Annotated in this window: 27 protein-coding genes; 14 read left to right on the plus strand and 13 right to left on the minus strand. The window is 69.4% G+C overall.

What is annotated here, in order from left to right:
- Positions 1 to 512: 512 nt before the first annotated feature.
- Positions 513 to 1,733 (minus strand): NAD(P)-binding domain-containing protein, encoded by a 1,221-nt coding sequence (locus VE172_RS00220; protein ID WP_324795448.1) that lies wholly within the window; start codon positions 1,731 to 1,733, stop codon positions 513 to 515.
- A gap of 291 nt (positions 1,734 to 2,024) precedes the next feature.
- Here VE172_RS00220 and VE172_RS25615 point away from each other — a divergent pair, with 291 nt between their 5' ends.
- Positions 2,025 to 2,117 carry a hypothetical protein gene (locus tag VE172_RS25615; RefSeq protein ID WP_414715042.1) on the plus strand — a complete coding sequence of 31 codons (93 nt, stop codon included), beginning with the start codon at positions 2,025 to 2,027 and terminating at the stop codon, positions 2,115 to 2,117.
- 984 nt (positions 2,118 to 3,101) lie between these two features.
- Here VE172_RS25615 and VE172_RS00230 read toward each other — a convergent pair.
- The 3 genes from VE172_RS00230 to VE172_RS00240 are packed head-to-tail and all read right to left on the minus strand — an operon-like array spanning position 3,102 to position 4,673.
- Positions 3,102 to 3,677 carry a DUF305 domain-containing protein gene (locus VE172_RS00230; protein WP_324795454.1) on the minus strand — a complete coding sequence of 192 codons (576 nt, stop codon included), beginning with the start codon at positions 3,675 to 3,677 and terminating at the stop codon, positions 3,102 to 3,104.
- Between the two features lie 51 nt (positions 3,678 to 3,728).
- The gene (locus VE172_RS00235; RefSeq protein WP_324795458.1) at positions 3,729 to 4,115 is read right to left on the minus strand and encodes a DUF6153 family protein; all 387 of its coding nucleotides are present in this window, start codon (positions 4,113 to 4,115) and stop codon (positions 3,729 to 3,731) included.
- A 30-nt stretch (positions 4,116 to 4,145) separates the two neighbouring features.
- Complete coding sequence (locus VE172_RS00240) at positions 4,146 to 4,673, minus strand: MarR family winged helix-turn-helix transcriptional regulator (protein WP_324795462.1); 528 nt, start codon at positions 4,671 to 4,673, stop codon at positions 4,146 to 4,148.
- A 53-nt stretch (positions 4,674 to 4,726) separates the two neighbouring features.
- On the opposite strand from VE172_RS00240, the gene VE172_RS00245 reads away from it, so the two are divergent.
- From VE172_RS00245 to VE172_RS00260, 4 genes are all read left to right on the plus strand, one after another.
- Positions 4,727 to 5,446: an SDR family NAD(P)-dependent oxidoreductase gene (locus VE172_RS00245; protein ID WP_324795464.1), complete on the plus strand. Its 720-nt coding sequence runs from the start codon at positions 4,727 to 4,729 to the stop codon at positions 5,444 to 5,446.
- Positions 5,447 to 5,598: 152 nt separating this feature from the next.
- Positions 5,599 to 6,654, plus strand: a complete 1,056-nt coding sequence (locus VE172_RS00250; RefSeq protein WP_324795467.1) for a phosphotransferase — start codon at positions 5,599 to 5,601, stop codon at positions 6,652 to 6,654.
- A 51-nt stretch (positions 6,655 to 6,705) separates the two neighbouring features.
- On the plus strand, positions 6,706 to 7,620 hold the full coding sequence (locus tag VE172_RS00255; RefSeq protein WP_324795471.1) for a threonine/serine dehydratase: 915 nt from the start codon (positions 6,706 to 6,708) through the stop codon (positions 7,618 to 7,620).
- Positions 7,621 to 7,666: 46 nt separating this feature from the next.
- Positions 7,667 to 8,281, plus strand: a complete 615-nt coding sequence (locus VE172_RS00260) for a class I SAM-dependent methyltransferase (RefSeq protein WP_324795474.1) — start codon at positions 7,667 to 7,669, stop codon at positions 8,279 to 8,281.
- Positions 8,282 to 8,304: 23 nt separating this feature from the next.
- On the opposite strand, the gene VE172_RS00265 is transcribed toward VE172_RS00260, so the two are convergent.
- Positions 8,305 to 9,663, minus strand: coding sequence for a hypothetical protein (locus VE172_RS00265; protein ID WP_324795476.1), 1,359 nt, complete (start codon positions 9,661 to 9,663; stop codon positions 8,305 to 8,307).
- Positions 9,664 to 9,764: 101 nt separating this feature from the next.
- Entirely contained in the window at positions 9,765 to 10,352 is a 588-nt protein-coding gene (locus tag VE172_RS00270; RefSeq protein ID WP_324795478.1) for a TetR/AcrR family transcriptional regulator, read from the minus strand.
- A gap of 100 nt (positions 10,353 to 10,452) precedes the next feature.
- Here VE172_RS00270 and VE172_RS00275 point away from each other — a divergent pair, with 100 nt between their 5' ends.
- Together VE172_RS00275 and VE172_RS00280 are read left to right on the plus strand one after the other, a co-directional pair.
- A complete protein-coding gene (locus VE172_RS00275; protein WP_324795480.1) occupies positions 10,453 to 11,640 on the plus strand; it encodes a cytochrome P450 in 1,188 nt (395 codons plus the stop codon).
- 70 nt (positions 11,641 to 11,710) lie between these two features.
- Positions 11,711 to 12,904 (plus strand): cation:proton antiporter, encoded by a 1,194-nt coding sequence (locus tag VE172_RS00280; RefSeq protein WP_324795482.1) that lies wholly within the window; start codon positions 11,711 to 11,713, stop codon positions 12,902 to 12,904.
- Here the strand turns inward: VE172_RS00280 and VE172_RS00285 are convergent.
- Positions 12,901 to 13,686, minus strand: a complete 786-nt coding sequence (locus tag VE172_RS00285; protein WP_324795484.1) for a glycoside hydrolase family 16 protein — start codon at positions 13,684 to 13,686, stop codon at positions 12,901 to 12,903. The genes VE172_RS00280 and VE172_RS00285 overlap by 4 nt on opposite strands.
- A 166-nt stretch (positions 13,687 to 13,852) precedes the next feature.
- Here VE172_RS00285 and VE172_RS00290 point away from each other — a divergent pair, with 166 nt between their 5' ends.
- Complete coding sequence (locus tag VE172_RS00290) at positions 13,853 to 14,353, plus strand: GyrI-like domain-containing protein (RefSeq protein ID WP_324795487.1); 501 nt, start codon at positions 13,853 to 13,855, stop codon at positions 14,351 to 14,353.
- A 9-nt stretch (positions 14,354 to 14,362) separates the two neighbouring features.
- Here the strand turns inward: VE172_RS00290 and VE172_RS00295 are convergent, their stop codons facing one another.
- From VE172_RS00295 to VE172_RS00310, 4 genes are all read right to left on the minus strand, one after another.
- Complete coding sequence (locus VE172_RS00295) at positions 14,363 to 15,592, minus strand: amidohydrolase family protein (RefSeq protein WP_324795489.1); 1,230 nt, start codon at positions 15,590 to 15,592, stop codon at positions 14,363 to 14,365.
- A gap of 30 nt (positions 15,593 to 15,622) precedes the next feature.
- Positions 15,623 to 17,266, minus strand: coding sequence for a carboxylesterase/lipase family protein (locus tag VE172_RS00300; RefSeq protein WP_324795492.1), 1,644 nt, complete (start codon positions 17,264 to 17,266; stop codon positions 15,623 to 15,625).
- Positions 17,267 to 17,397: 131 nt separating this feature from the next.
- The gene (locus tag VE172_RS00305; protein ID WP_324795495.1) at positions 17,398 to 18,024 is read right to left on the minus strand and encodes a response regulator transcription factor; all 627 of its coding nucleotides are present in this window, start codon (positions 18,022 to 18,024) and stop codon (positions 17,398 to 17,400) included.
- The gene (locus tag VE172_RS00310) at positions 18,021 to 19,190 is read right to left on the minus strand and encodes a sensor histidine kinase (RefSeq protein ID WP_324795498.1); all 1,170 of its coding nucleotides are present in this window, start codon (positions 19,188 to 19,190) and stop codon (positions 18,021 to 18,023) included. The genes VE172_RS00305 and VE172_RS00310 overlap by 4 nt, the downstream gene beginning before the upstream one ends.
- Positions 19,191 to 19,288: 98 nt before the next feature.
- On the opposite strand from VE172_RS00310, the gene VE172_RS00315 reads away from it, so the two are divergent.
- Positions 19,289 to 19,639: an ArsC/Spx/MgsR family protein gene (locus tag VE172_RS00315; RefSeq protein WP_324795501.1), complete on the plus strand. Its 351-nt coding sequence runs from the start codon at positions 19,289 to 19,291 to the stop codon at positions 19,637 to 19,639.
- Positions 19,618 to 20,580 (plus strand): GNAT family N-acetyltransferase, encoded by a 963-nt coding sequence (locus tag VE172_RS00320; protein WP_414715041.1) that lies wholly within the window; start codon positions 19,618 to 19,620, stop codon positions 20,578 to 20,580. The genes VE172_RS00315 and VE172_RS00320 overlap by 22 nt, the downstream gene beginning before the upstream one ends.
- A 13-nt stretch (positions 20,581 to 20,593) precedes the next feature.
- Here the strand turns inward: VE172_RS00320 and VE172_RS00325 are convergent, their stop codons facing one another.
- A complete protein-coding gene (locus tag VE172_RS00325; protein ID WP_324795507.1) occupies positions 20,594 to 21,400 on the minus strand; it encodes an NPP1 family protein in 807 nt (268 codons plus the stop codon).
- A 134-nt stretch (positions 21,401 to 21,534) separates the two neighbouring features.
- On the opposite strand from VE172_RS00325, the gene VE172_RS00330 reads away from it, so the two are divergent.
- The 3 genes from VE172_RS00330 (at position 21,535) to VE172_RS00340 (ending at position 24,007) form a co-directional block, all read left to right on the plus strand.
- Complete coding sequence (locus tag VE172_RS00330; protein ID WP_324795510.1) at positions 21,535 to 22,104, plus strand: GNAT family N-acetyltransferase; 570 nt, start codon at positions 21,535 to 21,537, stop codon at positions 22,102 to 22,104.
- A gap of 65 nt (positions 22,105 to 22,169) precedes the next feature.
- Positions 22,170 to 22,736, plus strand: coding sequence for a dihydrofolate reductase family protein (locus tag VE172_RS00335; protein ID WP_324795512.1), 567 nt, complete (start codon positions 22,170 to 22,172; stop codon positions 22,734 to 22,736).
- Between the two features lie 161 nt (positions 22,737 to 22,897).
- Complete coding sequence (locus VE172_RS00340; protein ID WP_324795515.1) at positions 22,898 to 24,007, plus strand: class I SAM-dependent methyltransferase; 1,110 nt, start codon at positions 22,898 to 22,900, stop codon at positions 24,005 to 24,007.
- 65 nt (positions 24,008 to 24,072) lie between these two features.
- Here VE172_RS00340 and VE172_RS00345 read toward each other — a convergent pair whose 3' ends face one another.
- Positions 24,073 to 25,011: a trypsin-like serine peptidase gene (locus VE172_RS00345; protein ID WP_324795518.1), complete on the minus strand. Its 939-nt coding sequence runs from the start codon at positions 25,009 to 25,011 to the stop codon at positions 24,073 to 24,075.
- A 366-nt stretch (positions 25,012 to 25,377) separates the two neighbouring features.
- Between VE172_RS00345 and VE172_RS00350 the strand changes: the two genes are divergently transcribed.
- The coding region (locus VE172_RS00350; RefSeq protein ID WP_324795520.1) for a pyruvate, phosphate dikinase at positions 25,378 to 26,803 on the plus strand (1,426 nt) is incomplete at its 3' end.

The raw sequence follows: 26,803 nt of genomic DNA on the forward strand, positions 1-26,803 counted from the left end.
GCGCTGGCCGTGGTGTTGGCGCCGAGCATATTTGCCTCGACCAATACTGAACCAGGCGATGGGGACCGGTCCTCACCGTCGGCCGGCGGCGAGGGTTGGGACGTGCCGAACTGGAACCGGCAGGAGCGGCGCCCCCTCCACGGCGAGTCGACCACCAAGGTTGCCGGCGCCCTCGCCGACACCTTCGACGCCAACGCCGCCGACGTCGCCGTCCACGGCCAGGGCGATCGGAACACCGTCGACTTCGGACGCTTCACCGAGACGTCCCGCGACGGCGGCCTGACCCGGAAACTGTTGTACAGCCAGGGATGGGTGGCCGACAAGCACGCGTCCGACGCGGACTATCCCAGCGACTACGAGGTCTCGATCTACGAACCCGGCCTGGTTGGCTCGCCGAAGGAACTGGTCGACTGCCACGCCAAGGGCAACGCGTGCTCCTGGAAGACCGGCGAGAGCTTCCCGATCCTCAAGGTCACGCACACCACCAACTCCGGCGGGCTCAGTGTGGCCAGCTACGCCGTGTACGTGCTGCGCGGCGACAAGACCGTCGCGAAGTTCGTGCTCACGCCGGCCATCGACAAGGCGCCGTCCAGCACCGACAAGACGATTAAGCCGGTGCTGGCCGCCGACGAGATGGTGGCGCTCACATTGGACCTTCCCGACAAGCTCAAGGTCTGATCGCCGCCGAGGTATCGCCGCAGCCGCCGCACCGCCCGCCGCCCGGCCCGATTGGCCCCCAGCGTGCTCGCCGAGGGTCCGTAGCCGACCAGGTGGACGCGCGGGTCGGCGGCGACCTGGGTGTCGTCCATGGCAATCCCGCCGCGCGGGCCCCGCAAACGCAAGGGCGCCAAGTGATCCAGCGAGGCGCGAAAACCGGTGGCCCACAGGATCACGTCGGCGACCACCCGGCGGCCGTCGTTCCACTCGACCCCGGAGGCGGTGACGCGGTCGAACATCGGCAGGCGATCCAGCACCCCCGACGCCATCCCGGCCGCCACCTCGGGCGTGATCCGGTACCCGGTCGCCGCCACCACGCTCTCGGGCACCAGGCCCCGCCGCACCCGCTCGGCCACCCGCGCCTCCACCTCGCGCCCCCACCGGGCGTCGAACGGCCGATCGGTGAACACCGGCGGCCGCCGCGTCACCCAGGTGGTATCGGCGGCAACCTCGGCGATCTCCAGCAGCAGCTGGATGCCCGAGGCGCCCCCGCCCACCACGACGACCCGCCGCCCCGCGAACTCGCCCGGCCCGCGATAGTCCACGGTGTGCAGTTGCCGCCCGGCGAACGTCTGCCGTCCCGGGTAGTAGGGGAGGAACGGCTTGTCCCAGGTGCCGGTGGCGTTGATCAGGCCCCGCGCGATCCACTCGCCGTCGCTGGTGTCGATCCGCAGCCGACCGTCGGCGGCGTTGTCGACGCCTCGGACGTCCACCGGCCGCCGCACCCGCAGATCGAAGCGCTCCTCGTAGGCGCGGAAGTACTCCGACACCGCGGGCGCCACGGGTGCGGGGTCGCGGCGTTCGGGCAGGTCCATGCCGGGCAGGTGGTAGATGCCGTGCACGGTTCGAAAGGTCAGGGTGGGCCAGCGAAACTGCCAGGCCCCGCCCGGGGCCGGCGCATGATCGAACACCACAAAGGACTCGTCCGCTCGATACCCCGCCTTGCGCAGGAAGTGCGCCGCCGACAGCCCGGCCTGTCCCGCGCCGATCACGGCCACATCCACCTCGCGACTCACGCCCCCAACAACCCTGGCGGCCCCGGTTCGATTCCGCCTCGCGGGTGTGTCATGCGTCAACCGGGCCGCGGGTGACGGCGACAATGGTGGGCCAGCACCTACGACAGGAGGGCACCCACCATGGCCGCCGATCTCCCCACCGACGGCGTCCCCAGCGACGCCGCGTCCGCCTCGGGCGGATTCTCGATCCTGAAACTCATCGGGGCCCTGGCCGTGGCGGGGATCATCGTCTGGTTCATCCTGGCCAACACCCAAAACGCCCGCGTCACCCTGTGGCTCGGCCAGGTGAACATGCCGCTGTGGATCGCGCTGCTGATGATATTCCTGGTGGGATGGGGTTTCGGGATCCTGTTTCGGTGGGTCCGCAAGCGGCGTAAGTCCTGATCGGGCTCGAGCACGACGACCCGAAAGTCGCCAGCGGTGAACTCGCAACTCGTGAAGGACAACACTCCTTGATCGTCACCGTCGCTACGAACCAATGTCCCCGCCTTGAAGTCGCAGCGGTAAAACTCCACGCGCCCCGTATCGAACCGTGCGTCGCAGAACGACATGGCACCTCCGCTGAACTCCGCCTCGCGAAACGCCACCACTCCGCTGACAAATCTGGCTCGGTCGAAGCTCAGGGCGCCGCCAGTGATCTTGGCTATCGAGAAGTTCGCGCCCTCGAACACCGCCCCCTTGAAGTCGAAGTAATGTCCGTGCCACGATTTGCCGTCCACGACCTCTGCGCGCAGCCGTTCGGCGATCGTGTCCAATAGGGCGTGACGCACCAACCGTTCCTCGTGAGCCGTGCGCAGCCCCGCCCGCCGCTCGGCGACCACGTCCTCGGGCAGCTCGTCGGGCGGGTTGTAGGGCATCCGAAAATAGGCGCACAGGACGTTGATGCAGGTCTGGCGTCCCTTGTGCCAGTCGTCCGCCAGCCCGGCCATCGCGTACACACCCGCCAGCCGGTTCGCGGCCTCGGCGCTGGCCAGCTGGGTCGCCGCCGCGCCGAACCGCTCGTTGAACACGCGGGTGTCTTCTCGCCGTTCGGCGGCCTCGCTGTCGGACTGCCTGCGATAGGTGACGGTCAAGAACACCACGCCGCCGAGTCCACCCACAATGGTCAGAACGATCCTGGCGACATCGATCCGCTCGGAATCGGAGTACGGCCCCGACAGGTCGGGTGCCCCGAACCACCACCACGCCAACGCCGCCACCGCGCACGCGCTCGCCAACATCACGCCGACATGCGCCAGCAACGGCAGCTTTCTGAGACCACGCACGGTATCCAGGATTACCGTCCTCAGTGGTGCCACACAATCGTCCGTACGGCCAAACGGACGCGGCGGCCCGAGGACCCATCCCCGAACCGCCGCGTCGGTCGTTCTAGGACAGTCGGTCGACGATCTTCCTCATCTGCTTGATCTCGGCCTGTTGCGCCTTGATGATGTCGCCCGCCATGCCGATGGCCTCCTTGTACTTGCCGTCGGACTTCTCATCCCTCGACATGTCGACGGCGCCCTCGTGGTGACCGATCATGTCCTGGCTGAAGAGCTTGTCGAACGCGGTTCCCTTGGCGTCCTTCAGTTTCTTCATGTCCTTGTCGGACACGATGCCTGGCATGTCATGGCCCATCGTGGGCTTGGTGGACTCGTTCCACTTCTCCAGCCACCCCGTCATGGTGTCGATCTCGGGTTGCTGGGCGCCGGAGATCTTCTCGGCCAGGTCGGCGACCTCGGGGTCCTTGGCACGGTCGGCGGCGAGCTTGGCCATCTCCACGGCCTGTTCGTGGTGGGGGATCATCATCTGCGCGAACATCACGTCCGCGGAGTTGTGGTCCTTGGCGTTGGACTTGTCGTCCATGCCGTCCATGTCGTGACCCCCGCCGCCGCACGCGGCGAGGACGGCGGCCGCCGCGGTGACCAGGGCGATAGTGGACAGGATCTTGGTGGTGCGCTTCATGTCATTCTCCTGAAAGTGTTGACGTATAAGGGCATGCCGAACGGGCGGCTCCTATATACGCAGCACCGCCACGGCCGCGATGGCCACACAGGAGGGAATCAGGCGGGGCGGACCCCGGGTGCTGTCGTGGCGGGCGGTCGACCGCGGGCGCGAGGCCGGCGCGTCGCGCCCGATCCACCGACGGGCCACCGCGGCGCCGATCAGCAGGAACGCCGAGGTCAACACGGCCAGACACATCTCGTCGGCGATGTCGCCGCGCGGGGCGACGACGGCGAGGCCGTCATCGGGGGTGGCGGCCGCCGTGACGTGGGTGTCGGGCATGCCCGCCATGGCGTCGTGGGCCTGGTGCGGGTGGCCGAGCGTGTGCATCCCCGCGATTCCGAAGGCCAGCAACGCCAGCAGCACGAAGCGCCACAGTGGGCTCAGGCGCGCGCTCATGGTGGGCCTTCCGACGGGTACCGCCCGAGACTATACCCCCCGTCCGTATAACGACCCGAGTCGCCGGCGGACGTCCGCGGTGAGTTTCTCCAGCAGCTCCGCCAGCGCCGCCCGCTCGGTCGCCGTCAGCCCCGTCACGAGGCGGGCCTCCCGCCCGAGCACCTCGTCCACGGAACGCTCGATCAGCGCGTGTCCCTCGTCGGTCAACGACACCGCGACGCTCTTGCGCCCGCCGTCGCCGGGCGCGCGCCGCACCAGCCCCGACCGCTCGGCCCGCGCCACCCGTTGCGAGATCGCCCCCGCCGTCACCAGGGTCCGCTCCGTCAGCTCGCGGGTGGTCAGCCGATACGGCGGGCCCGAGCGCCGAATCACCGACAACAGGTCGAGCGTGGCCGCGTCGATTCCCGCGGCGCGCAACACCCGCGCCCGATCGTCGGCGAAGTACTTGCCCAGCCGCCAGATCGGCGTGACGATCTCGATGGAGTCGGTCGGCGTGCCGGGCCGCTCGCGCTGCCAGGCCGCCGCGATCTCCGCGGGGCTGGTCGGTGGATTCGCCACTCGTCCGCCTCCTTGGTATGTTTAGACCTAAACATACCCGATCGGGAGGACCCATGAGCCCCACCGTGCTCATCACCGGAGGAACCAGCGGCATCGGCGCCGCGACCGCGCGGCACTTCGCCGCGGCGGGCGCCGCCGTCACCATCACGGGCCGCCACGCCGACACCGTCGACCCCGCCGCCAAACGCCTCGGCGTGGAGGGCATCGCGTGCGACGGCACCCGCCCCGAGCAGGTCGCCGCCATGGCGGAGCGCCTGGACGCCCCCGTCGACGTCCTGGTCAACGCCGCGGGCGGCCTACCGCCCGACGTCCCCGAGGGCATCCCGCCGCTGGAAGCCGTGGCCCAGGAGTGGCTGTCGGCCATGTCCCTCAACGTGCTCACCGCGACCCTGACCACCGCCGCCGTCAAGGACAAGCTCGCCGCCGGCGGCGCGGTCATCAGCATCGGCTCCATCGGCGCCGAACGCGGGGGCGGATCCTACGGCGCCTCCAAGGCCGCCCTCGCCGCCTGGAACGCCTTCCTCGCCGCCGAACTCGGCCCCCGCGACATCACATGCAACCTCATCTCCTCGGGCTACGTCGCCGACACCAACTTCTTCGGCGACGCCATGACCCCCGAACGCCACGAGCGCCTCATCAACCAGACGCTCGTCAAGCGCCCGGGCACCCCCGACGACATCGCCCAGGTGATCGGCTTCCTGGCCTCCCCGGGCGCCCGCCACATCACGGGCCAGACCCTCCACGTCAACGGCGGCGCCTTCACGACGCGGTGACGGCGACCCCGTCGGCTCGACGTGACCTCGGAAAACTCCTGAGCCGACGGGGGGTTGACCCGGCGTCCCGGCGGCGGCGGGGACCCCCAACGGGCGCCGTGCGATGAACGCCAGGGGGACGCCCTCCCGCCCCGCGGTGGCAGAATCGTTCGGTGCTTCCCGAACTGGCCTCCACCCCCGTCGGCGACCCCGTCACGGTCACCCCGCTGGCCCACAACGCGGGAAACCAGGCCACGGGCGGCATCTGGCGCGTCGACGGCACCGACGGCACCGCGATCCTGAAGCACGCCACCCCCAGCGGCGAGGGCCCGTCCCACTGGGCCGCAAGCGACGACCCCGAGCACTGGAACTTCTGGCGCCGCGAAATCCTGGCCTACGAAACCGGCTTCGTCACCCGATACTGCGCCGACACGGGCCTGTCGGCCCCCGCACTGCTCGAGACAACCTCCCTTGAGGACGGATCGCGTCTCCTGTGGCTGGAGTACATCGACGGCGCTCCTGGGGCTCGGTGGACCGTCGGGCGACTCGCCGCCTTCGCCCGCCAACTCGGCCGAGCCCAGGCCCGCTGGGCCGACCGCGACCGCCCCCACCCGTGGCTGTCGCGCCGCTGGCTGCGCGGCTACGTCACCAAGGAACCCGTCCCCGAGCCCGTGCCCTGGCACCACCCCGCCGTGGCCCGGCTCTGGGACCGTCCGCTGCGCGAGGGCGTCGAGGCCCTGTGGCGCAACCGAAACCGGCTCATCACCCTCGCCGAGTCCCTGCCCCGCACGGTGTGCCACCTCGACGTGTGGCCCATGAACCTCATCGCGCGCGGCGACACCTCGATGCTCCTGGACTGGTCCTTCGTCGGCGACGGCGCGATCGGCGAGGACATCGGCAACCTCATCCCCGACACCGTCGCCGACGGCCTCTTCGACACCGACCTGTTGCCCGACATCGTCGACGCCACCATTAAGTCCTATATCGACGGACTCAGCGACGGAGGCTGGACGGGCTCTCCTTCCACCGTCCACCGCGCCGTCGCCATCACCGCCGCCACCAAATACCCCTGGCTGGCGCCCCTCATGATCCGCCGCCTCGCCGAGGGCGTCGCCGTCGGCTCCGCCAACTACGACGCCGACTCCGACACCCAACAGGTCTTCGCCCGCCGCGCCGTCATGCTCAACCTCCTGTGCGACTGGGCACGCCGGGCCCTCGACGCTCCCTGACCCCTCGCCGCGGGGGATAGGGTCTGCAACACCACACGGAAGGAGCCGCCAGTGATCACCGTCGCCGATGCCCACGCCGCCCGCACCCGCATCGCACCCCACATCCGCACCACCCCCGTCTTCGCCGACAACTCCACCTGGTTCAAGTGCGAGTTCGTCCAGCACACCGGCTCCTTCAAGGCCCGTGGCGCCTTCAACCGCCTCCTCGCCGCCACCGAGACCGCCCCCCTCGCCTCGGGCGTGGTCACCGCCTCGGGCGGCAACGCGGGGCTCGCGATCGCCCACGCCGCCAAGACCCTCGGCGTCCCCGCCGCCGTCTACGTCCCCGAGACCGCCCCGCCCGTCAAGGTCGCCAAGCTTCACGCCCTCGGCGCCGAGGTCCACCAGATTGGCACCGAATACGCCGTCGCCTACGACGCCGCCACCAAGTCCGCCGCCGAGACCGGCGCCCTGTTCTGCCACGCCTACGACCAACCCGAAATCTGCGCGGGCCAGGCCACCCTGGGTCTGGAACTCCGCGACCAGCTCCCCACCGCCGACACGGTCCTGGTCTCGGTGGGCGGCGGCGGCCTCATGGCGGGCCTCGCCGTCGGCCTCGACCACACCGCCCGCGTCGTCGCGGTCGAACCCGCCGCCTGCCCCACCCTCCACACCGCACTGTCCGCGGGCGCCCCCACCAACGTCGCGGTCGCCGGCGTCGCCGCCGACTCCCTGGGCGCCCCCCGCATCGGCGACATCGCCTTCGACGTCGCCACCACCCACGACGTCGCGAGCCTCCTGGTCGACGACGACGCCATCGCCGCCGCCCGCAAAACACTGTGGACCGACTACCGCGTCGCCGTCGAACACGGCGCCGCCTGCGCCTACGCCGCCCTCACCTCGGGCGCCTACCGCCCCGCGCCCGGCGAGCGGGTCGTCGTCATCCTCTGCGGCGCCAACACCGACCCCTCCGATCTCGCCACCTGACCCGGCACGATTGACGCCCCACCCCTCACCGTCCTACGGTTACCCCATGGACCGCCAGGCGGCAATGCACCGCATATCCCGCGCCATCTTCGGCGGCCCGATCGGCCGACTCACGGCCCGCGCCATGGAAAAGGGCAACGCCGCCACCGAACGCGAGGCCGTCACCACCCTCGCCCCCAACGAATCCGACGCCGTCCTCGTCATCGGCTTCGGCCCGGGCCTGGGCATCCACCACCTCGCCCCCCGCCTCCCCGCGGGCTGGATCGGCGGCATCGACCCCTCGGCCGTCATGCACAAACGCGCCACCACCCTCAACGCCGCCGCCATCGACAACGGCCGCGTCACCCTCAAACGCGCCACCACCACCGCCATCCCCTGGCCCGACGACACCTTCACGGCCGCGATCAGCGTCAACACCCTCCAACTCTGGTACCCCCTCCCCGACAGCGCCCGCGAGGTGGCCCGCGTCCTGCGCCCGGGCTCGCGCCTGGTGACCCTCACCCACGACTGGGCCCTGGCCCGGTCGGGCGGCGGCTCGGCGGATGCATGGCTGGACTCCGCACGCGACGAGCTGCGGAACAACGGCTTCGGCGACATCGAACACTGGCGCGGCGAGTCCGAGAACCACGGCGTGATCGCGCTGTGCGCCACAGTGGCATAACCCCGCCCACGCCTGGCGCCCCGTCACAGATCCACGCCACCTCGAAACGTGTGCGTCCGATGCCATCGGTAAAAAACGGGTCGTTGACCTTCATGCCAGTTGGCGACCGTTCGATTCGCCAGCCTTTCCTTGACGTAATCCTCCACTGAGGTCCACGAGGCGACTTGGGGGCTGATGGATATCGAGCCGTCGTCCGCGACCGTGATGAGTCCGCGCTCGTAGAGCTCGTCACAGCCTAGGCGGCACGCGGCCATGACCACTTCCATCGAACGACGCTCGTTGTCCGTGCAATGTTGGCGTTTCTTGATATGAGCCGCGACCAGCAATTCGGTGGGTAGATCGCGTCCACATAGCTCACACCTCGCGGTCGTGTCGGGGAACAGCTTCTTGCGCAAGGCGTCTTGTTCGCCGCGAGCCTTCCGAACGGCCTCTCGTACCAGTTCGCCGTCATAGGTGTCGGATTTCTCCAGCGCGTCCATGTCGGCGGAGTCCGTCGATGCGGTGTTCCAGGAGAGCAGCTCAAGCAGTCCGTCGGCTTCGGCGGGCTTGAGCCGTCCGAAACTGCGAACGTGACGATCCTCGTTCTTCCAACCGACGGTCTTGCGCACCTCGGACATCGGTATCCTGCGAGACTGGACTTCGGTGAGTGCGTACATGTAGCGCCAAGACTTTCCCGTTGTCCTGTCGATGCCCCACAGTCGATTCGCCAGGTCGTCGTTGATCCACGTGAGTGCGACCGTCCCCCCGAAGTAGAGCTTGCTGTCGCCAGTGAAGAACACGACATCGCCGGGACGAAGGGCATGGAATTCGGCCACCGGGCTCTTTTGTCGCGGTCGATCCTCGTTCTTCCCTGGCTTGACTCCCCACATGGGTGCTTCTCCGCTGGGGAAGAGCAGTTCGAGCGCTCGAAGTACTTGAGGGTCGAGCACATCGGCGTGATCGCTCAGCCGAACGGGCCTGGAGATGGTTCGACGGTAGTTCCGTTTGACCTGCGTGGCCTGTGGCGACGCTGGCTGCATGAACACACTCACCCTGACTCCTTGCGTTCGGAACCGTCGCAGGATGCGGATCACCGTGCTGGAGTGTCTCCGTGTCGCTCGCCGCTCCTGATACGTCAATATATCTGGATGCGGCAATGCCTTCGGGGGTCTGTGGGCGACCACATGCGAAGCGGCGGTGGGGAATCGGGTGGCATTGCAGTGCATCTTGGCATCGGTGGTGTCAAACAGATCGATTCCCATAGCATCCGTCATGCGCACCAGGTGGATGAACACGTCAGCCATCTCCGCGGCGACGCTCGATTTCGCGTCGGGGCCGAGGCTTTCAGCTTCCGTCGGCGTCAACCACTGCGACTCGGCGACGAGCTCGCCCACCAGGGCCATGGCGAGGTTCTTCGGGGCTACCAGTCACGGTCGCGGGCGAACCGTCGCAAATGGGTGGTCAGGGCGTCCAGTGAGTCCGTCATGGGTGTGGCGATGGGACCTCAGCGCGGTGTCGCTCCGCGCGCCGCCTCGATGAGGGCGTCCAGCACCGCGGCGATCCTCGCCTGCGCCGTGTCGGGGTCGGGCATGCCCGCGTCCAGCCAGGCGACGATGGCCTCGCCCGTGAACATGGGGGCGAGCTGGGCGGCCCAGCGGACCCAGGCGGGGTCTTCGATGTAGCGGGTGAGTTGGTGGTGGGCGATCGAGATGGCCTGGGCGTTGAAGCGGTCGGCGCGGTCGCGGAATTCGGGTTCGCGGGCGGCGTAACGGAAGAGGAGCTTGAAGCCGTCGGGGTCGGCCGTGGCGGCGGCGAGGAGGGCGGGGAGGGTGGCGGGGCCGTAGTCGGTGGTGTCGATGTGGGCGGAGATGCGGTCGCCGGCGCGGTCGAGGACCGAGTGGTATAGGTCCTTTTTGGAGTCAAAGTGGCGGTAGAGGATGACGCGGCTGATGCCCGCCTCGGCGGCGACGTCGTCGAGGCCGATGGCCGCGTAGCCGCCGCGGGCGAAGGCGCGGGTGGCGGCGGCGAGGATTTGTTCGCGGCGTTCGGGGCGGGGGAGGCGGGAGGCCGGCGTGGGGGAGGCGGTGGGCATCGGGCGCCTCCTTTCGCGGAAAGATCTTGGTGCGGGAGTATAGCGGTGGGCGATGTTTACGTTAGAGTGTACTTAGTGACGTCAACATGTAGGAGCAGTGATGACCACTCCCACCCTTCCGTTCGAACGCACCCGGGTCTTGCAGCCGCCGCCGCAGGCCATGGACCTGCAAAGGCAGGGGCCGATACACAGGGTCACCACCCGCGTGGGCGACCCGGCGTGGCTGGTGACGCGGTACCAGGAGGTGCGCGAGCTGCTGGGCGACGACCGGCTGGGGCGCTCGCATCCCGACCCCGACAACGCCTCGCGCGTCAACGACTCGGCGCTGTTCGGCAACGGACCCCGGGGCGACTTCGAGGCCGAGCCCGAGGAGGCGGTGCTGCTGCGACGGCGCCTCCAGCCGCTGTTCTCGGCGAAACACATGCGCCGCATGCAATCGCGGGTCGAAGGGCTGGTGTCGGGGCTGATGGACGACCTGGCGGCGCGGAAGCCGCCGGTCGACCTGCACCAGGCGCTGGCGCTGCCATTGCCGGTGCTGGTGATCTGCGAGCTGCTCGGCGTGCCCTATGAGGATAGAGACGATTTCCATGCCTGGAGCCAGGAGGCTGGGATCGTCAACAACTCGCAGCGGTCGGCCGAGGGGCTGCAAAAGCTCACCCAGTACATCTACCAGCTCGTGATGCAGAAGCGGGCCAACCCGGGCGAGGATGTGCTCAGCGCGCTGGCGAACTCGCCCGACGAGAAGCTCGACGACGGCGAGGTGACGCGGCTGGGCGCGGGGCTGCTGTTCGCCGGGCACGAGACCACGGTGACCAGGATCGGATTCGGCACTGTGCTGCTGCTGTCCAACCGGGACCAATGGCAGGCCATGTTGGACGATCCCGAACTGCTCAACACCGCCGTGGAGGAGATCGTGCGGGCGCCCGCCAGCGGCAGCGGCGGGCTGTTCCGTTACGCGCGAGAGGACCTGGAGGTGTCGGGCGCGTCGATCAAGAAGGGCGACCTGGTCATCCTGGACATCTCGACGGCCAACCACGACCCGCGCGCCTTCGACGACCCCGACGGGTTTGACGTGGCGCGCACCGGCAACACCCACGTCGGATTCGGGCACGGCATGCATTACTGCATCGGCGCGCCGCTGGCCCGCATCGAGCTGCGATCGGTGTTCTCCCAACTGATCCCGCGGTTCCCGAGCATGCGGCTGGCCGTCGGAGTCGAGGAGCTGGAGTGGCACGACGACCAGCTCACCGGGGGCATCAAGGCGCTCCCCGTCACCTGGGACACCTGACGGCGCGGTGCGGCGGCGCGAATCGTCCAAACGGGGCTCCTCGCGCCGCCGCACCTCATAACCTGACCGGGTGCTGACAGACGATGACTCCGCGTGGCTGGGCGTCGTGTTGGTGTACACCGCGGCCGTCATCGCCCCGCTGATCACCGACCGGCTCCGACTGCCGACCCCGGTGGTGGAGATCGTGCTGGGGATCGTCCTGGGACCGTCGCTGTTGGGCGTGGTCGCCGGCACCGACCTCACCGAGCTGTTCTCGCAGCTCGGCCTCACCATGCTGTTCTTCCTCGCCGGGTACGAGCTCGACCTGAGCCGGATCAAAGGAAGGCCGCTCAACCTCGCCGCGCTGGGCTGGGTCGTCTCGCTGGCGGTCGGCATCGGACTGTCCATGCTGGTTCTGTTCGACGTGCGCGCCGGGGTGCTGGTGGGGGTAGCGGTGTCCACCACGGCGCTGGGGACGATCCTGCCGATGGTGCGCGACGCCGGGCTGCTGGAGCATCGGCTCGGTTGGCACATCATGGCGATCGGCGCGGTGGGGGAGTTCGCGCCCATCGTGGTCATCGCGGTGTTCTTCAGCGGCGACGGCCACGACTCCATCGACCCGGCGCTGTTGGGGGCGGGCGTCCTCGCGGTGGGGGTGGCGGTGCTGGCGATGCGTCCCCGGTCCGGCAAGGTGTCGCGGATGCTGTCGCAGACGCTGGGCACCAGCGTCCAGTTCGCGGTGCGGCTGGCGTTTCTGGCGATCGTGTTCCTGGTGTGGGTCGCCTACGAGGTGGGCGTGGACATCATCCTGGGCGCCTTCGCCGCGGGCATCGTCATTCGCGGGCTGATCTCGACCATCAGCCAGGAGGAGGGTGAGGTCGTGGCGTCCAAACTGGATGCCGTGGGGTACGGGGTGCTGATCCCGTTCTTCTTCGTCATGACCGGCGTGGACTTCCAGGTGAAGGCGCTCGTCGGCAGCACCTCCGCGCTGGTGCTGCTTCCGGTCTTCCTGGCGCTGTTCCTGGTGGCGCGCGCCGTGGTCACCTGGTTCACCCACCGGACGGCGGTGCCCGACAGGGGCGAGCGTCGCGTGTTGTCGCTGTTCGCCGCCACCCAGCTGCCGCTGGTGGTGGTGCTGGCGAACATCGGCCAGACCGCCAAGGTGATCAGCGCGGGCACCGCCACGGCCATGATCGGTGCGGGAATGCTGTCGGTGCTTCTGTTCCCGCTCATGGCACTGTGGAGGAAAACTCCGTCGACGGTGCCCGCCGCCGAGGTGCGTTAACCTTCGCGATGCACCCGAACGTAGTCGAGGTCCATGGACGCCTTGTCCACGGTGGGCGGAATGTCGGCGAAGACGAACATGTCGACCAGCAGCGCGCCGTCGCCGGAGTAGGCGCCGCCGTCGCACAGCTTCTTGCCGTCCAGGTACCACACCGTCTTGTCGGGGCCGATCTGTTCGCCGATGGTGTGCCAGTCGCCGGTCAGGTCGGCGTCGGCGGCGTATTCGCACCCGGACTTGTCTGTCTGGTTGGTGAGGTAGAGCTTGCGCGGGTTGTCGCTGTAGTACTCGTAGGTGTCCTGTTCATTTGAACCATCACCATTCCACGTCCATGTGGACGGCCAGAACCCCTTCTCCTCGGGGAGCTTGAGGCGGGTCTCGATGTAGTCGCCGGGCTTGACCGCGAACGCGGAGTCGGGTCCGTGGTCGCAGGCGTGGCCGGTGGTGATCAGGCCGCTGGACCAGTCGTAACCGCTGTGGGGACTGTTCTTTCGCGCCGTGATCGTCAGGTGCCCGTCCGCTTCGGACAGTGAATCCCAGGTGTGCCACTCGAGTTGCTTGTTGCCCTGGTTGCCAAGGCATTGATCGCTTTCGGCGTCCGAGTAGATCGACCACTTCGACTTGTCGACCTGATCGCCGTTGAACTCGTCGGCGAAGGCGGTGGGCCACTGTTCGCCCGGCGCCCCCGATGCCTTGGCGTCGTCCGCCATCGCCTGATAGGTGATCGCGGAACTCACCCCGATCGCCAGCAGCGACAGACCCACAATGACAGCTTTTCGGCGCAATGTCCGTATCCTCTCTTTGACTGGTACGCCGGTAATCCTTGCGGTTGAATGCCACCAGGTCAAGCGGGGCATGGGCGGCTTATGGACGCTCGCCGCGGCCGGACGTCGCACCCGGGGTGCACAATGGGCCGCGCGTCTCGCGCCACGGATTCTTCATGGAGGAAACATGCCCGTAAAACCCCATATCGTGGAGCGCCCACAGCAGCCCTACGCGGCGATCCCGGTGTCGGTGACGATGAGCGACTTCGGTGAGCTGGCGCCGCCGCTCATCGGCGAGGTCGCCGAATGGCTCGCGTCGCGGGGCGCGGCGCCGGCGGGCGCGCCCTTCTTCAGGTACAGGGTCATCGACATGGCGCGCGCGTTGGAGCTGGAGGTGGGATTTCCGACGGCCACGGTGGTGGCCGGGGCCGGACGCGTCCACAGCGCGACGCTGCCGGGCGGACGGTACGCCACCCTGGTTCACCAGGGACACCCGAGCGAACTGGTCGACGTCACCGCGGAGCTCTTGGCGTGGGCGGACGACGAGGGGCTGCGCTGGGACGTGCGGGATTCGAGCCGGGGCGAACAGTGGGGCTGCCGGATGGAGAGCTCGCTGACGGATCCGCGCGTGGAGCCGGACATGTCGAAGTGGGAAACCCAGCTGAGCTTCCGGCTCGCCGACGGCTGACCCCTCGCCTCAGCCCAGCACCGCGCTGGACACCGCGGCGGTGTCCACCGTCGACTGTGTGACGGCGCGACCGGCCACCATCACCAGGTCGAGGCGGCGCAGGGAAGCCAAGTCGTTCAACGGGTTGCCGTCCACCGCGATCAGATCGGCGCGGTGCCCCGCGGTGATGCTGCCGGTGACGCCGCCGAGTCCACAGGCGGCGGCGGCCGTCACCGTCGCCGCCTCCAGGACCTCGCGGCGGCTCAAACCCGCGTGCTCCAACACCTCCAGCGAGGTCACGAACAGGTCCGCGGAGTTGTCCACACCCTTGAGCTTGAAACCGCAGTCGGTGCCCGCGATCAGCCGCACCCCCGCCTCGTGCATGCGGGTGACGCGCTCCAGGAGCGTGTCCATGCGCTGCGCGCCCATGAACTCCCGCAGCTTCCAGAACAGGCCCGACACCGTGGGGCTGACGAAGGTTCCCGCGTCGGCGATGCGGGCGGCCAGCTCGGGATCGTAGGCGGGGCCGGTCTCGGTGAGGAACGAGCAGTGCTCGAGGGTGTCGACCCCGGCGTCGAGGCAGCGGCGGATCGCCTCGGGGGAGTGGGCGTGGGCGGCGACGGTCTTGCCGCAGGCGTGCGCCTCGGACACGACGATGCGCATGTCATCGGCGCTGAACTGGGGCAGCCACATCGCCGCGGCGGTCGGCGTCAACTGGCCGCCCGAGGCCATGATCTTGAGGCAGTCGGCCCCGGCGCGAAGGTTCTCGCGGGTCACCTCGCGGATGCGGTCGGGGGAATCGGCGGCGCCGCCGAGATACCAGCAGTGGCCGTTGCCCGGCGTGATCGGGCGGGTGGCGACGAGCAGGTTGGGGCCGACGGTCAACCCCTCGGCGATGGCGTCGCGCAGCGCGATGTCCACAAAGTCGCGCCCGCCGAGGTCGCGGGCCGTGGTGACGCCCGCCGACACCAGCTTGCGGGCGTTTTCGGCCATGCGCAGCGCCAGCCGGGCGGGCGGTTCGGCGCGGTGGCCGGTGATCGGGTCCCTGTCGCGGGTGAATCCGGTGTGGACGTGGCAGTCGATGAGCCCGGCCATCAGGGTGTGGTGGGGCAGGTCGACGATCGCGACGTCGTCGCCGACCTCGACGCCGCCCCGCGGACCGACCGCGGCGATCGTGTCGCCGTCGACCAGGACCTCGCCGCCGCCGATCGGGTCGGCGGTCGGCGAGGTCAGGACGGTGGCGGCGCGCAGTAGTTTCATGTTCCGGAGCATACGGTCCGGGGACCGCGCTCAGGACCTGCCGTCGTAGCGGTCCCAGAAATCGCAGTGGTGCAGCCGGCGGGCGTCGACCGGCGCGATGCCGTGCTCGCCGGTGGCCAGCGACTGGACGCGAGGCGAACCGGACGTGGCGTCCACAGTCGACCAATGCGGGTCGGTGCTGCCGTTGGGGTCGCCGGTGTGCGCGAAGCGCGTCCAGTAGCCGATCATCGCGTCGCCCAGCGCGCGCTGCTTGGCGTTGAGCTTGACCGGGTGTCCTTGCCAGTCAACGGTTCCGGTATCGAGCAGGTACAGCAGCTCGCTGCCGTGGGAGCCGCCGGTCGGCATGGTCGATCCCGGCGGGTACGGCCCGATCGGCGGCGAGGTCTGGTCGGCGAACTCGTAGGCGTAGGTGTCGGAGCGCGCGGCCAACCGTCGGCCGTCGGCGATCTGCGGGCACGCCATGCTGCGGTCGGTGTCGAGCCGCGCCCAGGTGAGTTCCGGCGCCACGCCGGGTTTCAGTGGGTACTTCGCGCGGACGGTGTCGGCGTTGTCGCCGAAAGCGGCGTCGGTGAGCTTGGCGAACTCCTTGTCGTCGACGGGGTGATCGGGGTATTCGCCCCACGCGGTGAGATACCGCGACTCGTCGGAGGTGTTGCCCACCATGGTGGGCATGCGGCGGCCGTCGTGGCCCAGCGCCTTCTTCGGGTCGACCGGCAGCGTCGGGGTGCCGTAGGCCGGGGACGCGAACGCGGCGAACTGCCCCATGAGGTCGGCGGGCTTCTTGTCCCGCAGGCACTTCAGGGCCGCCGGGCCCGCGCACTTCAGGTCCTTGGCGGCGGCGCTGCCTCGCTTTTGGACCTTGCCGACCGGCGACCAGTACTCCCCGGCGTCCGGTAGGGGCGTGGTCTTGCCGGGCGCGAACATCCACGGTTGGCCCGAACACGTTCCACTTTGGAAAATGGCCTTGGAGATCAGGTGGCGGGTGCCCGGCGCGATCGACTGCGCGCAGGTCGCGTAGCCGCCCGCGGACTCCCCGAACAGCGTCACGTTGCGGGCGTCACCGCCGAACGCGGCGGCGTTGCGGTGCACCCAGCGCAGCGCCGCCTGCTGGTCCTGGAGGCCGAAGTCGCCCGAGCCCGACATGCCCGGGTATCCGAAGTAGCCGAACACGCCGAGCCGATAGTTGATGCTCACGACGACCACGTCGCCGCGATCGGCCATCCGGCTCGGATCGAAGGAGGCGCCGTCTCCCTGGATCAGCCCGCCTCCGTGCGTCCACACCATGACCGGGCGCGGCTTGTCGGACGCGCCGCGCGGCGCCGTGACCTCGAGGGTCAGACAGTCCTCACTGGACTTCTTGTCGATGCCGCCCTCGCTGGCGGCCTGGACGCACTTGGGGCCCGGCTTCGTGGCGTCACGCGTCTTCGTCCACGGCTGCGGCGCCCGCGGCGGCTTCCACCGTCGCTGCCCGACCGGCGGCGCGGCATACGGGACGTCCCGAAACCGCGCGACGTCGTCGGTGAGCTTGCCGTGGATCGGCCCGGAGGTCGTGGTGACGACGCCGTCGCCGCCGATCGGGTCGGCGGCGTCCGCGTTGCCGTAACCGACGGCCAGGGCGCTGCCCGCCAGCACCGTCACGACCACGGCCGTCCACCGCCATGTGTGCCTCTTCATGTGTCCGCTTTCGCATAGTCGTGTGTCCCTACACCCACATCATCGCGGCGGCGCGGCGGCGGGCCGGGAATCTTTGGGAAGGGATCGCTAGCCGATCGGCCATGGCGGCGCGCCGGGAGCGTCGCTAGCGGTCAGTCCAGCAGACCCGCGCGATACGCGGCGGCCACGGCCGAGGCGCGGTCGCGGGCGCCGAGCTCGCGATAGATGCGTTGCAGGTACGCCTTGACGGTGGCCTCGCTGACGAACAGTTCGCGGGCGGCCTCGGCGTTGGTGGCGCCGCGGGCGACCAGCCGCAGCAGCGACAGTTCGCGGTGGCTCAGGGGGCGCTCGCGGCGGGCGTCGGCGACCAGGTGCCTGGCCGCCGACGGCGCCAGGACGGTCTCCCCCGAGGCGGCAGACCGTATGCCGCGCAACAGTTCCGTGCGCGAGGAGTCCTTCAGCAGGTAACCCGTGGCGCCCGCGCGGATCGCGGGCAGCACGTATTCCTCGGTGTCATATGTGGACAGCACGAGGACGCGGGTGTCGGCGTCGCGTTGCCGCAGGCGCTCGATGGCGGTGACGCCGTCCACCCCGGGCATGCTCAGGTCCATCAGCACCAGGTCGACGTCGTTGTTGTCCATAAAGGCCAGCGCCTCGGCGCCGTCGGCGGCCTCGCCGACCGCGGCGAAGCCGGCGCTGTCGTCCAGCAGCTGGCGGATGCCGTCACGGAACACGGGGTGATCGTCGACGACCAGCACCCGGATCTCCCGCTGGTTCATCGCGGCACCTCCGACAGCGTCACGCCGGCGCGAATCGCGGTGCCCGCGCCCGGGGCCGCCTCGACATCGAGGTCCCCGCCCACACTGGACATGCGATCGCGCATGCCGTTGAGGCCGTAGCCGCGCGGCGTGTCGGGACCGAAACCCACGCCGTCGTCGCGGACATCGATGCTCACCGTCGCATCGATAAACGACAGCAGCACCCGCACCCGCCTCGCCCCGGCGTGCCTGTCGACATTGGTCAACGCCTCCTGGGTGACGCGAAACAACGCCGCCGCGACCGATTCCGGGACCTCACGTTCGCAACCGTCCACATCGAACTCGGCATCGAGGCCGGTGCGCCGGCGCCACTCGGTGACCAGCCCGTCGAGGGCGTCGGGGAGCGAGGCGTCCCGCAATGCCAACGGCCCCAGGGCCCGCACCGATCGGCGCGCCTCGGCCAGGCCCGAACGGGCCAGGCCCAGGCAGGTGGTCACCCGTCCCCGCCAGTCCGACCCGCGCGGCGCGTTCAGCACGGTCTCCAGCTGCGACACCATCGCCGCCATCTCCTGGGCCAGCGTGTCGTGAATCTCGCGCGACACGCGTTGCCGCTCGGCGTACATCCCCGACTCGCGGGCCCGCTCCACCAGCTCGCGGCGCATCCGATCGTTGTGCGCCAACGTCTCCCGAAGCTCCTCCACCAGCTCGCTCCGAACCTGGCTCTCCCGCCCCAGCCGCCACCCCGCCATCAGCAGCGGCGCCAGCAGGCTCGCCGCCAAGGTGACCGGAAACGACGACCCCGGGTAGGTCAGCGCCGTCATCGTCACGCTCGCCGCCGCCGCGGCGAAGAACGCCCAGCGCAGCTCGAACAGGACGAACGTCTGAACGGTGACAACCCAAGAGGCGAAAAGAAACCAGTGACTGAACCACACCAATGTGGACATCAGCGCCAGCGCCGCCACGAAATACCCCACCGAGATCGCCGGGCGCCGCGGCCACCGCGGATGCAGCGTCGGCACCAACGCCAGACACGCCGCCGTCGCCGCGACCACCGCCAGCAGCACCGATCGGGGAACTCGCGGCGCGGGATCGCCCCACTCCAGCGCCGTGGCCGCCGCCAGCAACGGAAACGGCACCACCGCCAGCCCGCGCTCCGCGCGCGGCGAGAACCGCACCTGCGTCACCACGCAGCCATCATGACATGGAACACGATGTTCGCCCTGCTCCTGCCCTCGTGCCGCCGAGTAGGCTCGCAGTCCACCGTCCGCCGAAACCAGGAAGCACCGTGAGTCAGTTCACCGTCTGGCACAACCCGTCCTGCTCCAAGAGCCGCGCCGCCCGCGACGAACTCGGCGCCGACGCCACCCTGCGGCTGTACAAAGAGGACCCACCCACGGAGGCGGAGATCGTCGACGTCCTCGCCAAGCTCGGCGCCGAGCCCTGGGACATCACCCGATTCAGCGAGAAGGCCGCCGCCGAGATCGGCATCGGTGACTGGAAGCGCGACGCCGGCACCCGCGACGCGTGGATCGCGGCCCTGGCGGACAACCCGATCCTGATCCAGCGCCCGATCGTGATGAGGGGCGACCGCGCGGTCGTGGCCCGCGAGCCCGGATGGCGGGATCGCCTCAAGTGACGACCGCCTCCGACCTCACGATCCGTCCCCTCACCGACGCCGCGGAACTCGAGCTGTTCAACGGGCTCGACTATGTGCTGAACGACGAGTTCGCCGACGACCTGGCGCAGGGGCGGCGACGCCCCTCGTGGATGTGGGTGGCGCAGCGATCGGGGCGCCTGCTGGCCCGCGCCGCGTGGTGGACCACCTCCGGGTCCGACGAACCGAAACTGTTCGACATCTTCGACGTGGACGACACGCTCGACGCCGCCGAGGCCACCCAGATCGGCGTCCGCCTGGTCACAACCGCGCTGGACGCGATCATCCCCGACGGCACCGAACCGCCCGAGTACCTCCACTTCGCCCCGCCCGACTGGCGGGACAACGCGGCATCGCACCGCGCGGTGACCGTGCGAATGGCGGCGCTGGAAACGCTCGGGGCGCGGCCCCTGGTCGAGCGGTTGCGGCTCGAATGGCGGCGCGGAACGCCGCTGCCGACGCCCCAAGGCCGCCTGACATTCGGGTCGGTGACCGACCGCGAGGAGCTCATCGACCTGATGGTTCCCGTCCTCGACAACACATTGGACGCCCACAGCCGCGCGGACCTGGAGACCATGTCGCCCCGCGAGGCCGCCGCCAAGCAGTTCGACGAGGAGTTCGCGGGCTTCTCGAGCCCGCGCGACTGGTGGCGGGTCGCCTCGCTCGACGGCGAGCCCGTCGGGTTCGTGATCCCCGCGCGAAACACCTACAACGCCGTCATCGCCTACATCGGAGTGTTGCCGAACTTCCGCGGTCACGGCTATGTCGACGACGTTCTCGGCGAGGGCGTGCGGATCCTCGCCGCCGAGGACGTCCCGCGGATCAGGGCCTCCACCGACGTGCCGAACGTGCCCATGGCGAAGGCGTTTCACCGCGCGGGGTTCGTCACCTTCGAACGCACCATCAACATGACCTGGTCGTGACCCGGGCTTGGGCTCACGCGTACGGGTCGAAGTCGATGCCGTCGGGCTTGGCCTTGTTGAGGTTGTCCTCGAACGCTCCGTCCTTGATGGCCAGACTGGCGTGGCCGAAGTCGGCGCTCACCAGCTTGTCGCGAATGCCCGCGGGGAAGTTGTCCCAGCTCACCAGGTCGGGGTACTGCCATTCGCCGTAGTCGTTCTCGGGCGCCTCGTCGCTGCTGGCCAGGCGGAAGCAGTGGGTGCTGACGCCGTCCTTGTGGTAGATGGAGCGGGCGTGGGTGTCGTTCCAGGTCACCTCGTCGCGCGGGTGCACCGCGTAGCCGCCGTGCTGGGACGTCGCCACGTACTCGGCCTGATCGTCGCGCACCCACACCACGATGTGTTCGAGGTCGTGGCGGTGCCCGCAGCAGTCGACGCCCGCCACGGCCTGGTCCTTCTCGAAGTAGAAGTCGTAGAGGTACGCGCACCAGCCGCTGTCGTCGCATTTGGACCGGGCGTAGGCGTTGGTGTTGTCCAGATCGGACTTGTCGTGGCAGTTGCCGTTCAGGGCACCGGAGTTGTTCAGTCCCTCGGCGATCGTCCCGTCGGGACCGATGGCGGGCGTCGGGTAACACCCGTCGCCGTCGTAATCCATGGCGGGCTGCCACTTGGCGTCGGCGGCCGTGAAGCTCGCGGGCAGCGCGGTCGGCGGATCGGCGAACGCGGGGGTGGCGGCGTACACCACGCCCGCCAGCCCCACCCCCACACCAGCCACGATGGACAAAAGGCGCCTGAACCGCTTCGCGGGGCGCGCTTGTGGATGGGGACCAAAGCTCGTGTCCATGACATGAACCTTTCTCACTATGCCGGAATACCCAGTATCGGGCCCGCCCCATCCCCGCGCAAGACCCACACCCCCGTCAATCCATCGATGTCGTCTGATGAACTGGGCGTCGCACCATCCCACAAAGGAGGACCATGTCCGTCAACCTGCTCACCGACGCCACCGCCACCACCCCCGCCCTGAGGCTGCGCCCCTGGCGCCCCCACGACGCCCCCACCCTGGTGACGGCCCACCGCGACTCGGCGATGCGCCAATGGCTCCTCCGACACATCGCCACCGAAACCGAGGCCCTGCAATGGATCGACGCGATGACCGAGGCGTGGGCCGCCGACACCCGCTACACCTTCGCGATCCTGGACGGCACCGACAAGCCCACCGCCCCACCGCTGGGCAGCATCGCCGTCAAGATGACCAGCGACTTCGCCCCCAACGCCGCCGAGGTCGGCTACTGGACCTCAGGCGCCGCCCGCGGCCGGGGCATCGCCTCCACGGCCCTGGCCATGGTCTCCGACTGGATCCCCACCATCCAACCCGCGCTCGACCGCCTCGAGCTGCTCCACTCCGTCGGCAACGCCGCGTCCTGCCGCGTCGCCGAAAAGTCCGGCTACCCCCTCGAGGCCGAGCTTCCCCCGTTCCCACCCGACTTCCCCAACCCCGGCCACCTGCACGTCCGCGTCCTGAAAAATCTGTCGCCGCGGCGATGAGTTCGGCGCCCCCGACCCGTCTACCTGTGCGACGGTAAAAAACCGCACCAAGAGAGGTCAATAAGATGCGCAAGCTCATCGTCTCCGCCTTCGTCTCCCTGGACGGCGTCATGGAGGCCCCGGGCGGGGAGCCCGGCTACCGCAATTCGGGCTGGACCTTCACCGACATCGAGGTCGACCCCAGGGTCTTCGAGTTCAAGGGCCGCGAGCAGGAGGAAACGGGCGCCCTGCTGCTCGGCCGCCGCTCCTACGAGGCGTTCGCGCCGGTGTGGCCCACCATGACCGAGGACTTCGCGGGCTACAACGCGATGCCCCGCTACGTCGTGTCCACCACCCTGAAGGAGCAGGACGAGCGTTGGCCCGCCACCATCCTGCGCTCGCTGGACGAGGTCTCCGCCCTCAAGCAGACCGACGGCGACCCGATCCAGGTGGCGGGCAGCGCCACGCTGGGAAAGAGCCTCGCCGACGCGGGTCTGGTCGACCGCTACAACCTGCTGGTCTTCCCCAAGCTGCTCGGCGCGGGGCTGCGCCTGTTCAGCGAGGCCGACAGGGACGCCACCAACCTGAAGCTGGTGGACCACGAGGCGTACGGCAACGGCGTCCAGAGGCAGATCTTCGACGTCGTCCGCTAGGCGTCAGTGGTCTGGCGTCGGATACGCTCGGCGCATGTTCTGTGTGGCCATTGACTGGTGGACGCCGTCCGAGTGACGGTCGTCGTGTAACCCACGTCGAGCCGTCTTCGGACGGCTGTGCTTGGCGCGTTCGAAGACGGCTCCAATCAATGGAGTCTCTTATGGAACATCTCAAGGTCCACAATGCCCCCTTCGTGTCCTGGCCCGCCGCCACGGGCCCGCGAACGGCCCGATGGCTGTCGGCGGGCCACAACCCACCACCCCGACGCATCACCCCCGTCGGCGACCGCCTCGCCCCCGCCGCCGCGATTCGCCAGGCGTCACAGGGCGTGGCGATGGCCTGGCCGGGTGGCCTCGGAGCCGCCCGCGGGCTGCTGTCGGGCATGCGACGGCACTGGGATCGCCAACCGTGGACGGCCACGGGCGACCCGGCGACCGACTTCTACCGCCACCGCCAGGACCGCCGCGGCCGCGCCCGGATTCTCGGCATGCTGCTCGTCGAGCTCGGTCCCGACCTCGCCGACGCCGTCGGATCGGTATACGGCGCGATCGACGGCCCGTGCGTGGCGTCGCTGACGGACCTGCTGGGGGTCATGAGCGCCCACCAGTGGCGGCTCAACGGCGTGCCCGTACCGGCGCTGGGAGCCCGGATTCATCCCCACTATGGAGTGTTCGCGCCGACCCGCCATGAGTACGTGGATCTGGTCGCCGCCATGCCCATCGCGGGCGTCGATGCCGCCTTCGACATCGGCACGGGGACGGGAGTGCTGGCGGCGGTGCTGGCGAAACGCGGCGTCGACCGTGTCATCGCCACCGACGTGGCCCCCGCCGCCGTGGCCTGCGCCCGCGACAACGCCCGCAGGCTCGGTCTCGCCGATCGGGTGACCGTCACCCGCGCCGACCTGTTCCCGCCCGGCCGCGCCGACCTGGTGGTGTGCAACCCGCCGTGGCTACCCGGCACTGCCCGCACCACCCTGGACTCCGCGGTGTTCGACAAGGACTCGCGGATGCTGACGGGATTCCTCCACGGCCTGCCCCAACACCTGAACCCCGACGGCCAGGCATGGCTGGTGATGTCGGATCTCGCCGAACTGCTCGGCCTGCGGTCGCCGACCCTGCTGCCGCGGACGTTCGACGACGCGGGCCTCGAGGTCGTCGACCGACGCGACACCCCGCCCGGCCACCCCCGCTCCCGCGCGCCCGGGGACCCCCTCGCGCCATACCGCGCGGCCGAACGCGTATCGCTGTGGCGACTGCGCCTTCGAGGCTGACTCGCTCGCGACACGAAGAACGGCCGGGCGGTTGGCGCGCCGCCCGGCCGATCGCGGTGCTTCGATCAGGTGCCTTGCGCCGTGTTGTACAGGTTCTGCACGTCGTCGCCGAAGTACGGGCCGTACATCACGCCGGGCAGGAAGGTGTAGCCGAAGCTGTTCACCGATGCCTGCTTGCCCGCGCCCGTCGACTCGTCGAAGTCGACGAACCACGGGCCGCCCGAGGAGCCGCCGGTCATGTCGCACGACAGACCGTGATCGTGGGTGAGCAGGACGTCCTGTGTGGTTTGTCCCGCGCAGTAGATGAGCTTCTCGCCGTCGTACGGGTCCTCGGCGGGGAAGCCGAAGGCGTACATGTTCTGGTTGTATTCGCCGTTGAAGGACAGTCCCTGTCCGCCGACGGTGTCGGTGAGCTTCTTGCCGTCGAGCGGGGAGACCACGGCCGCGCCGACGTCGTAGTTTTCGTCCTCGTCGGCTTCCCACTGCGGAGTGGTGAGCGTCTTGGAGGCCGACCACTTGCCGTACGGGGCCTGTCCGTTGTCGTAGCCGGGAACGAAGACCCAGTTGGTGTGCCAGGTTCCCTGGTATTTCACGCAGTGGCCCGCGGTCAGGACCGTGCTGCCGTTGGTGCTGGTGACGGCGTCGCCGGAGCAGGCGGCGTCCTTGCCCTGGAAGGTGAAGAAGACGCGGCCGCTGGTGTGGACGACGTCGCCGCCGCCGGACCAGGGGTCGCCGCCGGAGTCGGCCAGGGTGGGATCGACGTCGTGTTGGGCGCCGACCTTCACCTTGGCGGAGAGGTCCTTGCCTTCCAGGGAGACGTCGAGCAGCTTGGCGTCCTTCATGCGTTGGGAGGTCCAGTGATCGCTGGCGCCGTCCACATTCGTGAGACTGTGGACGGCGGTGCCGAGGTGCGAGCTGGACGGTTGGGCGAGGGCCGAGGCCGGGGAGGCGATGAGCAGTGCCGCGCCGGCCAGGGAGACGAGAGCGAGACGGGCTGCTTTCATGCAGTTGCCTACTTTCGCTGCGGCATGCGGGGGATGCATACCTATGAATATTTGAAGACCGCAGTCTATAAGCGAAGGTGTGACGTGCGCTACCCTACGACGGCGATTGGCGACTGTCGCAATAGCGACACGCGATCGTCTATTGGGGAATAGGGTGGGACGGGATCATCACCGAGCGGTCGCGGGTCGTCCGCCGAATTTCCGTGCGAGGAACTGCCCGATTGTGCGTGCTAGTGAGCGGTGTTCGCCAGTTGTGGGCGCTCGTGCGCGAATCCGGGTGGGGAAACCGACACAAGGCTGTCGTACGGGCTGAATGCTCGTTAGGCTCGCCCGCGTGAAGACGCTCTTGAGTCTGGAGGACCCGCGTTGACGACCTACGTGTACGACTTCTCCTTCGGGGACAAGGATCAAAAGGATCTGTTGGGCGGCAAAGGCGCCAACCTCGCAGAAATGACTCGACTGGGACTGCCGGTTCCCCCCGGCTTCACCATCACCACCGAGGCGTGCCGCCGATACCTGGCCACCGGCGACGCCCCCGACGAGCTGGCCGCCCAGGTCGGGGAGCACCTGGTGGCCCTGGAGAAGGCCATGGGACGCCGGCTCGGCGACGCCGCCGACCCGCTGCTGGTGTCCGTGCGCTCCGGCGCGAAGTTCTCGATGCCGGGAATGATGGACACCGTCCTCAATGTCGGGCTCACCGACGCCACCGTGGACGGCCTGGCCGCCCAGGCCGGGGACGCCCGCTTCGCCGCCGACTCCTACCGCCGCCTGATCCAGATGTTCGGCAAGACCGTGTGCGGCATGCCGGGCGAGCCCTTCGAGGAGGCGATCGACGCGGCCAAGGCCGCCGCCGGAGCCAAGTCCGATGTGGAACTCGACGTCGAGGCGCTGCGCGGGCTGGTCGACACCTTCAAGGGGCTGGTGCGCGAACACACCGGCGAGGACTTCCCCCAGGACCCGCGCCAGCAGCTGTGGCTCACCATCGAGGCCGTCTTCAAGTCCTGGAACTCCGAGCGCGCGGTGCTGTACCGCCGCACCGAGCGCATCCCCGACGACCTGGGTACAGCCGTCAACATCGTCGGCATGGTGTTCGGCAACCTGGGCGCTGACTCCGGCACCGGGGTCGCCTTCACCCGCGACCCGGCCACCGGCGAGCGGGGCGCCTACGGCGATTACCTGCCCAACGCCCAGGGAGAGGACGTGGTGGCGGGCATCCGCAACACCGTCCCGCTGTCCGAACTGGCCACCATCGACGCGGGCGCGCACACCGAGCTGCTGCGCATCATGGACGTGTTGGAGCGCCACTACCGCGACCTGTGCGACATCGAGTTCACCATCGAGCGCGGCAAGCTGTGGATGCTGCAGACCCGCGTCGGCAAGCGCACCGCCGCGGCGGCCTTCATCATCGCCGCGGCCCTGGCGACCGAGAAGTCGATCGGCGCCGACGAGGCGCTCAACCGGGTCAACGGCGGGCAGCTGTCGCGCCTGATGTTCCCGGCGTTCGACGTGCCGTCCGACGCGCAGCGGGTGGCCCAGGGGGTGCCCGCCGCCCCGGGCGCCGCCGTCGGCGCGGCGGTCTTCGACGCGCGTCGCGCCGCCGAGCGGGGCGCCGCGGGGGAGGCCGTGGTGCTGGTGCGCCGCGAGACCAACCCCGACGACCTGCCCGGAATGATTGCCGCCCAAGGCATCCTGACATCGCGCGGCGGCAAGACCTCCCACGCGGCCGTGGTGGCGCGCGGCATGGGCACCACGTGCGTGTGTGGCGCCGACAGCCTCACCGTGGGCGCCGACA

Origin of the sequence: Stackebrandtia sp., assembly GCF_035643755.1 — a bacterium.
Taxonomy (GTDB): domain Bacteria; phylum Actinomycetota; class Actinomycetes; order Mycobacteriales; family Micromonosporaceae; genus Stackebrandtia.